The following is an 11,033-nucleotide window of genomic DNA, read 5'->3' on the forward strand; positions in this document are numbered from 1 at the left end:
GTACTCGGCGATCGCGGTGAAGGTGTCGCCACGATTGATCCCCACCAGGATCTGCTCGCGCTCGTCAATCGTCAGGCAGCCCTGGCGTGGCTCCCAGCCGAACGGCTTGGCGTCGGCGTGCCTGCCGGTGCGGGCCATGATCCCGACCATCGGCGCGCTGCAGCCGATCTCCTTGGCGATGTCGACCAGCCGCCAACCCCTCGCATGCAGCCTGAGTGCCAGCTGCTTCTGCTCCCGACTGAGATGACCGTGCTTGCCCTGCATCCGGATCCTCCTGTGATCAGTGACTGCCTCATCTCACAGGACTCGTTGCACTGACCGCTTGAATCCGCCCTCGGGTTCGGGTACGCGAACCTCGATGGAGTGCCCGTATGCCTGAGTTCCCGCGGCACCGGAGTAGTGCACGGGGCGGGGGCGGCCCGCCGCGGTCGGCGCGCCGAGGTGGGCCTCCCATTCCGCGACGGCGCGCGGGGTGACGCGGGTGGCCAGCGGGGAGATCCGGGAACGGGCGCCCTGGGGAGCGGGAGGCGGCGCGGAAATCGAAGTCATCGGGGAGACCTTCTACGCGGGGATACGAGGAGTTGCGCCGTGCCGGGAGGGAGCAGGAGGCGAACTCATCTGACATACTTGCACATCACATGATCCCTGTCGACTGGACCGCAATACCCCCTTTTCGGTGATGTGCATCACAAGCCTCTCGGGTGGCCCGCGATCCGCTCGATGCAATCACGGGTGCACCGCCCCGGCGCGAGGCTGCGCGGTACTGTGCTTGGAGCCCATGCTCGACATCCGAGGAGTGCACGTTGACTCAGCCGCCCCACGACGGCCCCACGCTTCCACCGGAACCGGGCGACCAGCAGCCGAACCCGGCCTACCCCGCATCGCCGACGGCCTACGACGGCCACACCGCCCCCGCCGGACAGCCCGCGATGGCCGTCACCCCCGCTCCTCAGTCGGACCCCACCGCTGCCACCACGGCGACCGCGACCACCGCGGCCGAGGCCGCCGCGGTCCGCCGCTGGCGGATCATCGCCGCCATCGCCTGCGTCGCGGCGGCCCTGCTCATCGTGAGCTTCTTCATCATCCGGCACCGCAACTCCGGTCCCCCGCCCGCCGCGGTCACCAGCACCCTGACGACCACCACCACGGAGGTCTCGACCACCGAACGGGTCCGCATGCGGGTCACCACGGCCACCGAGTCCCGGTCCCGCGTCGACCGGCGGACCGACACCGAGACGAAGACCGAGACGAAGACCGTCACACGGACCCAGCCGACCACGATCACCGAGACAGTGACGACCACTGCGCCCCCACCGGAATCCTCGGCGGAGTGACACCCCCGCCCCGGTAGCCGGAAGTGCGGTCTAGTGGTGGAAGTGCGGTCTAGTGGTGGAAGTGCGATCCGTCCGCCGCACGCGGCATCGGCGCCGTCAACGATTCGAGGAAGTCGACCTCCGTACGGATGTCGCGCAACAGGATCTCCGCCAGATCGCGGCTCAGCCCGGCTCGGACGACGATCCGCTGAATCACCATGTCTGCCAGATCGTCGGCCATCGGGTAGGCGGGCACCTGCCAACCCTTCATCCGCAGCCGATCCTGCAGGTCGTACAGTGTCCAGTTCCGTGGGCCGTCGACCAGACGCCACGCGAACACCGGGATCGTGTCCCCGCGACTCAACAGTTCGAACGGCCCCATCCGGGCGATCTGCGCCGACAGGTGCTGCGCCACCGTCAGCGACTCCTGCTGCACCGCCCGATACCCTTCGCGCCCCAACCGGAGGAACTGGTAGTACTGCAGCAGGACCTGCGCGCCCGGGCGTGAGAAGTTGAGCGCCAGCGTCGGCATGTCACCGCCGAGATAGCTCGCGTGGAAGACCATCGACTCGGGCAGCGCCGCGGAGTCACGCCACACGATCCAGCCGACTCCCGGATACACCAGCCCGTACTTGTGCCCCGAGGTGTTGATCGAGACCACCCGTTCCACCCGGAAGTCCCACTCGAGGTCCGGTTGGCAGAACGGCGCCACCATCGCCCCCGACGCCCCGTCGACGTGGATCTTGACGTCCAGGCCCGTCTTCTGGTGAATGTCGTCGAGCGCCGCGGCGATCGCGCGCACCGGCTCGTACAACCCCGTGTACGTCTGCCCCATGATCGCGACCACGCCGATGGTGTTCTCGTCGACGTAGTCGGCGAGATCGTGGCCGTCGAGGACGAGATGGTCGCGGCTCACCGGCACCCAGCGCGGTTCCACCTCGAAGTAGTTGCAGAACTTCTCCCAACACACCTGGACCGCAGTCGACAGCACCAGGTTCGGCGTCTGCGTCGACGCCCCCGCCGCCCGTCGCCGCGTCTGCCAGTGCCGTTTGAGCGCCAGACCGCCCAGCATGCACGCCTCCGACGAGCCGATCGTCGAGGTGCCGACGGCCCGCTCGACGTCGGGGTTGTGCCACAGATTCGCGAGCATCCGCCAGCACCGGTCCTCGATCGCCGCCGTCGCCGGGTACTCGTCCTTGTCGATCATGTTCTTGTCGACCGTCTGGGCGTACAGCGCCTTGGCCTCGTCGTCCATGTAGGTGGAGACGAAGGTGGCCAGGTTGAGTCGCGCATTCCCGTCGAGCATCGCCTCGTCGTGGACGATCTGATAGGCCGTCTCGGGCAGCATCATCGACTCGGGCAGTTCGTACCGGGGAAGCTCGGTCGCCTCACCGGAACGGTTGAACACCGGCCTCAGGACCATCGGGTCGTCGCCGGTGAACCCCCGGTGCGAATGACTGGTCGGCATCGTCGTCCCCCTCCCCCGTCACGCCATCGACCGCAGCCGCGGAACCACGTCTTCGGTGAACGCCTCCAGGAATCGACGCTGGTCGTGGCCCGGATTGTGGAAGACCAGATGGTTCAGTCCGGCGTCGATGTAAGCCTTGATCTGCTCGACGGCATCGTCCGGATCGGATGCCACGATCCACCGTTTGGCGACCTGCTCGATGGGCAGTTCGTCGGCGAGACGCTCCATCTCCACCGAACTGTCGACGCTGTGCTTCTGCTCGGCCGTCAACGACAGCGGCGCCCAGAACCGGGTGTTCTCCAACGCCCTGTCGGGGTCGCGGTCGTAGGAGATCTTGATCTCGATCATCCGGTCGATGTCGGTGAACTCGCGCTCGTTCTTCGCGGCCCCCTCCCGGACCGCCGGAATGAGCTTCTCGGTGTAGAGGTCCATCCCCTTGCCCGAGGTGCAGATGAAACCGTCTCCGGCGCGACCCGCATACCGCGCGACGACCGGGCCGCCTGCGGCGATGTAGACCGGGACCGGCTTCTCCGGGATGTCGTACATGTAGGCGCCCTGGGTCCGGTAGTAGTCGCCCTCGAAATCGACCTTCTCGCCCGTCCACAGCTCACGCATGAGCCGGACGGCCTCGCGGAGGCGCGCGAACCGCTCCTTGAACTCCGGCCACTCACCGGTGAAGCCGGTGGCGAACTCGTTGAGCGCCTCCCCCGTGCCGACGCCCAGCATCACCCGATCCGGGTACAGGCAGGCCATGGTCGCGAACGCCTGGGCGACGACCGCCGGGTTGTAGCGGAACGTCGGCGTCATCACCGACGTTCCGAGTTGGACGCGCGAGGTGCGTTCACCGACCGCGGCCATCCACGCGAGGGAGAACGGGGCGTGACCGCCGTTGTGACGCCACGGCTGGAAATGGTCGCTGACCGTCACCGAGTCGAGTCCGAACTCCTCGGCCATCACCGCCACCTCGACCAGTTCGCGCGGGTCGAACTGTTCCGCCGACGCCTTCAATCCGAGCTTCAGTGGTGCTGCCATCGTCTCTCCTCGAGTCGGGTGGTCGCTGGTGGCGAACTCATCGCGATCGGCCGAACCGTCCACGACCGAACCGTCCACGACCGAACCGTGATCCACCTTACGTTCCTCGCCCTGCGAGACCGCCGGACCTGGTGCACAATGACCTCGACGTGCCGCCGCGGCGCGTAGCCCGTGTCACGCCCGGAGGTCTACTGCCCGTGCCGATTCCGTCGGTCTACCTGCTCTCCGACCGAGCGCCCGCCCCGCGCACCCTGTGCGACGTCCTCGCCGACACCGCGCGGCGGCATCCCGACGCGCCCGCGGTCGACGACGGCGACCGCGTCGTCAGCTACTCCGAGCTGATCGCACTCGTCCGGCGGGTCGCCGGCCGTCTGGCCGATCACGGGGTGCGACCGGGTTCACGCGTCGGCATCCGGATGCCGTCGGGCGATCGTCACCTCTACATCGCGATCCTGGCCACCCTGTACGCGGGCGCAGCCTACGTGCCGGTGGACGCCGACGACCCCGACGAGCGCGCACGGCTGGTGTTCGACGAGGCGGACGTCGACGCGATCATCGACGGGGACGGCATCCACCCGGTCGCGGACCCCGACCCCGAACCGGGGACGCGCGAGTCGCTCGGCACGTCGCCGGCGCGGCTCGACGACGACGCCTGGATCATCTTCACGTCGGGTTCCACGGGCCGACCCAAGGGTGTCGCGGTGACGCACCGCAATGCCGCGGCGTTCGTCGACGCCGAGGCCGCACTGTTCCTTCCCGACGATCCGCTGCGGCCCGGCGACCGCGTGCTCGCCGGACTGTCGGTGGCCTTCGACGCCTCCTGCGAGGAGATGTGGCTGGCCTGGCGCCACGGCGCCTGCCTGGTCCCCGCGCCGCGGGCGCTCGTCCGCTCCGGCACCGACCTCGGCCCGTGGCTCGTGAAACGCGACATCAGCGTCGTCTCGACGGTCCCGACGCTCGCCGCACTGTGGCCTGCCGAAGCGCTCGAGGCGGTGCGACTGCTGATCTTCGGCGGCGAAGCCTGCCCACCCGACCTCGCCGACCGACTCGCCACCGACGACCGCGAGGTGTGGAACACCTACGGGCCGACCGAGGCGACCGTCGTGGCGTGCGCGGCCCGCATGCACCGCGGCCGGCCCGTCCGCATCGGCCTGCCGCTGGCCGGCTGGGACCTGGCCGTCGTCGACGCCGACCAGCAACCCGTCGAGGTCGGCGACACCGGCGAACTCGTGATCGGCGGCGTCGGCCTGGCCCGCTACCTCGATCCGGTCAAGGACGCCGAGAAGTACTCGCCGATGCCGTCGCTCGGCTGGGATCGCGCCTACCGCAGCGGCGATCTGGTCCGGCTCACCCTCGAGGGGCTCGAATTCGTCGGCCGCGCCGACGATCAGGTCAAGATCGGCGGCCGCCGCATCGAACTCGGCGAGATCGACTCCGCCCTCCAGAATCTGCCCGGCGTCGGCGGGGCCGCGACCGCTGTCCGCTCCACCGCCGCGGGCACGGCGATCCTCGTCGGCTACCTCGCATCCGCCGATCCGGACTTCGACGTCGCCGCCGCGCAGGCCGCCCTCCGCGCCGAACTCCCGGCCGCGATGGTCCCCCGGCTCGTGCGGGTCGACGAACTGCCGACCCGCACATCGGGAAAGGTCGACCGGGACGCCCTGCCGTGGCCGCTGCCCGGCACCGACGCACCGGCCGCCGACCTCGACGGCACGCAGGCGTGGCTGGCCGAACGGTGGACCGCGGTCCTCGGCGCCCCGGTCGGCTCCCCGGACGCCGACTTCTTCGCCGAGGGCGGCGGCTCGCTGACCGCGGCCCGACTCGTGACGTCCCTGCGCGAACGCTATCCGGACATCACCGTCGCGGTCCTCTACGACCATCCCCGCCTCGGTTCGCTGGCCGAGTACCTCGACACCGCCCACCCGGAGGCCGGGCACGCCGATCCGAACATCCCGTCCACCGACCGGAGTCCGGTACCGCCGGTCCCCCGGCGCACCGGGATCGCGCAGACGATCGCGTCGATCCCGCTCGCCACCCTCAGCGGAATCCAATGGATCACCTGGCTCGGGGTCGCCGACAACATCGGGCGGACGGTCGCCGACGCTCTCGGCTACGACGCCCCGTGGCTCGTCCCGGTGAACTGGTGGGCCCTCGCGGCGGCGTTCATCGTGTTCGTGACCCCGTTCGGCCGGCTCGTGATCGCCGGGCTCGGCGCCCGCATCCTGCTGGCGCGGGTCGGCCCGGGCCGGTATCCGCGCGGCGGCTCCGTCCACGTCCGTCTCTGGCTGGCCGAACGTCTCATGCACGCCTCCGGCGCCCACAATCTGTCGGGAGCGCCGTGGATGCCGACGCTGGCGAGGGCGCTGGGCGCCACCGTCGGCCGCGGGGTCGATCTGCACTCACTGCCACCGGTCACCGGGCTGCTGCGACTGGGCGACGGCGCCGCCGTCGAACCGGAGGTCGATCTGGCCGGGTGGTGGATCGACGGCGGCGACCTGCTCATCGGGGAGATCGTGGTCAAGTCCGGTGCCACCGTCGGCGCCCGCTCGGTGCTGTTCCCCGGTGCGCGCATCGGTCGTGACGCGATCGTCGACCCGGGATCCGCGGTCACCGGGACGGTGAAGGCCCGGCAGCGGTGGGGCGGTTCACCGGCGGCGAAGGTCGGCAAGGCGCGTCCCGAATGGCCGGCGACGCGGCCCCCGCAGCGACTCTGGTGGGTGCCGGTGTACGCCGTCAGCGCCCTGGTCGTCTCGGGCGTCCCGATCCTCGCCCTCGCGGCCGGACTCGCGGTGGCCGGATCGTGGGCGCTGTCGGCCCCCGACGTCGGCACGGCCGCCGTGCGTGCCACCGCACTCGCACCGCTCGGCGCGCTCGCCGCGACCGCGGTCTTCGCCGTCGTCACCCTCGTCGCCGTCCGGCTGCTGTCGATCGGGATGGTCGCCGGCGTCTACCCCGTCCGGTCACGGACCGGGTGGCAGGTGTGGGCCACCGAACGCCTCATGGACTCGGCGCGCACCTACCTGTTCCCGCTGTACGCGAGCCTGCTGACCCCGTGGTGGTTCCGTGCGCTGGGGGCGCGGATCGGCGCCGGCACCGAGATCTCCACGGCCCTGGTGATCCCCAAGTTCACGGTGGTAGGCGACGGGTCGTTCCTCGCCGACGACACCCTCATGGCGTCGTACGAGCTCGGCGGCGGCTGGATGCGGGTCGGTGAGGCGAAGGTCGGCAAACGCGCCTTCCTCGGCAATTCGGGGATGGTCGCTCCGTCGCGCAAACTCTCCAAGAACTCGCTGGTGGCGGTGCTGTCGTCGGCGCCGACGAAGTCGAAGAGCGGATCCAGTTGGCTCGGCAGCCCGCCGGTCCGCCTGCGGCGCAGTGCCGCCGAGACCGACGATGCGCGCACGTTCTCGCCGTCGCCCGCACTGCGCGTCGCACGCGGCGTCGTCGAGACGTTGCGTCTCGTCGCCGTGATGGTGTCGTTCACGATCGGCGTCGGCGTCCTGTTCGCACTCCAGACCCTCGCCGTCCGTCACGGTGTCGTCGTCGCCGCCGCATGCAGCGGCCTGGTCCTCCTCGCAGCGGGCGCGGTGGCCTGCGCGGTGGCGGTCGCCGCCAAATGGGTCGTCGTCGGCCGGATCTCCGCCTCCGAACATCCCCTGTGGAGTTCCTTCGTGTGGCGCAACGAGTTGTCGGACTCCTTCGTCGAGACCGTCGCGGCACCGTGGTTCGCGAATGCCGCCGCCGGAACCCCGGTCCTGACCCTGTGGTTGCGCGCGCTCGGCGCCCGCATCGGACGCGGCGTCTGGTGCGAGTCGTACTGGCTGCCCGAAGCCGACCTCGTGGAGCTCGGCGACGGAGCGACTGTGCAGCGCGGCTGCGTGGTGCAGACGCATCTGTTCCACGACCGGGTGATGGCGATCGACGAGGTCCGTCTCGCATCCGGCGCCACCCTCGGTCCGCACTGTGTGGCGCTGCCGGCGTCGGGGCTCGGCGCATCGGCCACCGTCGGCCCGGCCTCGCTGGTGATGCGCGGCGACGAGGTACCCGCGCACAGTCGTTGGCAGGGCAACCCGATCGCACCGTGGCCGCGCTGAGCCACCGCTGACCGAACCACCGCGACGGTACGCTCAGACAGGCCGCACCCATCATCGAAGGAGAGGCAGCCGTTGCCCGGCAGACTCGCAAAGAAGGCGTCGCACACGCCGACGCTCAGTGCCGCCTCCCACGAGTTGGATCCGTACCTCCCCGACAGCGGAAACCTGGGATATCGGGTGTCGCGGTACGACCTCGACATCGAATACCGGGTCGACTCCAATCGACTCGCGGGCACCGCGACGGTCACCGCGACCGCCTATCAACCGCTGCGCAAGTTCTCCCTCGACCTCGCCGACAGCTTGCGCGTCCAGCGCGTCTCGGTGAACGGGCGTCGTGTCCGATACGCGCATCGGTCGGGAAAGCTCGCGGTGACCCCGACCGATGCGATCCCCGCGGGCGGTGCACTCACCGTCGAGGTCCGATACGGCGGAAATCCGCGACCCGTCCGCAGTCGGTGGGGCACCGTCGGCTGGGAGGAGCTCGAGAACGGCGCGCTGTGCGCCAATCAACCGAACGGGGCCCCGTCGTGGTTCCCATGTGACGACCACCCGGAGGCCAAGGCCCCGTTCCGGATTCGCATCACCACCGACAGTCCGTATTTCGCGCTGGCCAACGGTCGGCTGATCTCCACGCGCCGTCGTGCCGCGATGACCGAACGCGTCTACGAGCAGGTGGAGCCGATGGCCACCTATCTCGCGTCGATCCAGATCGGGCAGTACGAGCACCGCGTCCTCGCCGAGGGTGGCGACGTTCCCGTCCACGCACTGCTTCCCGCCGCCCTCGGCGAGGCCTTCGACGCCGGCTTCGGCAGGCAGGTCGAGATGGTGGAGGCGTTCACCGAGATGTTCGGCCCGTATCCGTTCCCCGCGTACACGGCCGTGGTCACCGAGGACCCGCTCGACATCCCGCTCGAAGCCCAGGGGTTCTCCACCTTCGGCGTCAACCACTGCGACGGGACCCTCGACCACGAACGTCTGGTGGCGCACGAGCTGGCCCATCAATGGTTCGGCAACTCCGTGACCGCGGCCCGTTGGCGCGACATCTGGCTCCATGAGGGCTTCGCCTGCTACGCCGAGTGGCTGTGGAGCCAGCACAGCGGCGGGAGGTCGGCCGACGAGTGCGCGCGGCACTACTATGCCAAGCTGGTCGCTGAACCGGGGCCGACGACGCTCGCCGATCCCGGCCCCGACGAGATGTTCTCCGACTGGGTCTACAAGCGGGGCGCGATCACCCTGCACGCGCTTCGCCTCCGGTTGGGCGACGGCGACTTCTTCGCCCTGATACGTCGCTGGACCGAGAAGTACGCGTACCGATGTGTCACCACGGAGGATTTCGTGGCGTTGGCGTCGACGTTCACTCGCGAACCGCTCGGCGACATCTGGCAGGACTGGCTGCACACCGTCGACCTGCCTGCGTTTCCCACCATGCGCTGACACCGTCTGCCGACGCCGGGTCGTCGGCAGGTCTCGTCGGCAGGTCTCCTCGGGCCCGAGATCGTCGGAGCCGGGATTGTCGGAGGCGGGATTGTCGGACCCTGCGAGTATCATCGAACATGAGTTCGAGATGGTTCGAGTTCGAGATCACGGCCTATGTGATCGGGAGTTTCGGGGAGGATGCCATGACCGCGACGATGATCTTTCCGCCCGGACCGGGCAACCCCGGTCCCGGTCCGGCATTGCGCGGGCCCGGCGAACTCGCAGAGCCGTCGGTGACGGTGACCGATGAGGAGTTGGTGATCCGACTCCCCCGACCCGCGGGAGCAGCGGGCCGGGCAGCGGACCCCGAGGACGGGAAGGCTGCTGGGCGTGATGATGCGGCGATGATGCTCTTCGCCGCCCGCGCCGACTCCTTCCACGGCCTGGTCCTCTGGCACCGGTATCGGGCCATCTACGACCTGGCCAGCGACCGGATCGCCGAGGCCAATGCTGCCGCCGACGCCAACACCGCTGCCGAGACTGTCGGGAACACCGATGTGTTCACTCGGCTTTATGATCCGCTGTGTCAGGTCGCCGCCTCCTACGCGGTGGTGGCCGGAGTGCGGCAGTGCACCGCCGAACGCTTCGTCGATGAGGCCCTCGCCTGCTTCGACCGCATCCCCGCCATCGGCCGCCTCCTACGCGACGGGGTCCTGACACCGTTCTGGTTCCGCCGCGCCATCGAACAAACCGCCCTCATCGACGACCCCGACATCCTGGCGTTCATCGACACCGAAGCTGCCCACCGCCTCACGGTCATCGGCGGGCTGACCGCACGCCGGGTGGAGAACACCATCGCCCACATCGTGGCCACACACGACCCCGACGCGGTCACCACCACCCGCGAAGACACCCGCGCACAGAAGAAGGTGCTCGTCGCGCCGGTGACCGATACGGTCTCCGAACTGCTCATCACCACCTCCACCGAAGACGCGGTGCTGTGCAAAGACACCATCGATGCGGTCATCGCCGGCGTGTGCAGGCACGATCCACGCACGAAAGGCGAGTTGCGGGCCGATGCGGCCGTCGCCCGCCTGACCGGGGTGCCGTTCGTCTGCGCGTGCGAACGCACCGACTGTGCCGCTGAGCTCTCCGATGCGGATGTGGCCGCCCGGTGTGCGAGCATCGTCCTACACGTCGTGGTCCGCCAAGAAACCCTCGACGGCAACAGCGACACCCCCGCCATACTCGACGGCCACGGACCCATCTCCGCCGCCCACGTCCGAGAACTAGCGAAACGCCCCGACGCGGTCACCCGAGACCTCGACCTCAGTCGGCTCCTGGACCGGACCGCGCAGCGCGGCAATCCGTACCGACCCACCGCCGTCCTAGACACGGCGGTGCGGGGCCTGTTCGGCACGTGCTCCTGGGTCGGCTGTGATCGGCCCGCGTGGCGGTGCGATCTGGATCATGTCACCGAATACAACCACACCGACCCCGGTTCGGGTGGGCCGACGTGTGCATGCAACCTCAACCCCAAATGCCGCTTCCACCACGGCCTGAAAACCCACACCCGCGGCTGGCTCGACGACCAGATCACCGACGCCCACGGCACCGTCTGGACCGAGATCACCACCCCCGAAGGCATCACCGTCCGCCGGCAGGCCGCCAACACCTGGCTGCTCCCCGAACTCGGCATGCTCCCCTGCG

Annotated in this window: 7 protein-coding genes and 1 pseudogene; 4 read left to right on the forward strand and 4 right to left on the reverse strand. The window is 69.5% G+C overall.

The features are described from left to right. Both G528_RS17695 and G528_RS18500 read right to left on the reverse strand, forming a co-directional pair. A pseudogene (locus G528_RS17695) lies at positions 1 to 264 on the reverse strand (IS30 family transposase); the annotation flags it as partial. A 33-nt stretch (positions 265 to 297) separates the two neighbouring features. Beyond that, positions 298 to 549 carry a hypothetical protein gene (locus G528_RS18500; protein WP_156890461.1) on the reverse strand — a complete coding sequence of 84 codons (252 nt, stop codon included), beginning with the start codon at positions 547 to 549 and terminating at the stop codon, positions 298 to 300. Between the two features lie 254 nt (positions 550 to 803). On the opposite strand from G528_RS18500, the gene G528_RS0114250 reads away from it, so the two are divergent. Next, on the forward strand, positions 804 to 1,334 hold the full coding sequence (locus tag G528_RS0114250; protein ID WP_026919552.1) for a hypothetical protein: 531 nt from the start codon (positions 804 to 806) through the stop codon (positions 1,332 to 1,334). Between the two features lie 49 nt (positions 1,335 to 1,383). Here the strand turns inward: G528_RS0114250 and gad are convergent, their stop codons facing one another. After that, on the reverse strand, positions 1,384 to 2,781 hold the full coding sequence (gene gad / locus G528_RS0114255) for a glutamate decarboxylase (protein WP_026919553.1): 1,398 nt from the start codon (positions 2,779 to 2,781) through the stop codon (positions 1,384 to 1,386). Positions 2,782 to 2,799: 18 nt separating this feature from the next. After that, a complete protein-coding gene (gene fgd, locus G528_RS0114260; protein WP_026919554.1) occupies positions 2,800 to 3,813 on the reverse strand; it encodes a glucose-6-phosphate dehydrogenase (coenzyme-F420) in 1,014 nt (337 codons plus the stop codon). A gap of 197 nt (positions 3,814 to 4,010) precedes the next feature. Between fgd and G528_RS0114265 the strand changes: the two genes are divergently transcribed. The 3 genes from G528_RS0114265 to G528_RS0114275 all read left to right on the forward strand — a co-directional run. Then, on the forward strand, positions 4,011 to 7,907 hold the full coding sequence (locus tag G528_RS0114265) for a Pls/PosA family non-ribosomal peptide synthetase (RefSeq protein ID WP_026919555.1): 3,897 nt from the start codon (positions 4,011 to 4,013) through the stop codon (positions 7,905 to 7,907). Between the two features lie 72 nt (positions 7,908 to 7,979). Next, positions 7,980 to 9,341: a M1 family metallopeptidase gene (locus G528_RS0114270; RefSeq protein WP_026919556.1), complete on the forward strand. Its 1,362-nt coding sequence runs from the start codon at positions 7,980 to 7,982 to the stop codon at positions 9,339 to 9,341. Between the two features lie 119 nt (positions 9,342 to 9,460). After that, a partial coding sequence (locus G528_RS0114275; RefSeq protein WP_051198861.1) for a DUF222 domain-containing protein occupies positions 9,461 to 11,033 on the forward strand: 1,573 nt, incomplete at its 3' end.

The sequence above is a fragment of the Gordonia shandongensis DSM 45094 genome, from assembly GCF_000423025.1.
In the GTDB taxonomy this organism is placed as follows: domain Bacteria; phylum Actinomycetota; class Actinomycetes; order Mycobacteriales; family Mycobacteriaceae; genus Gordonia; species Gordonia shandongensis.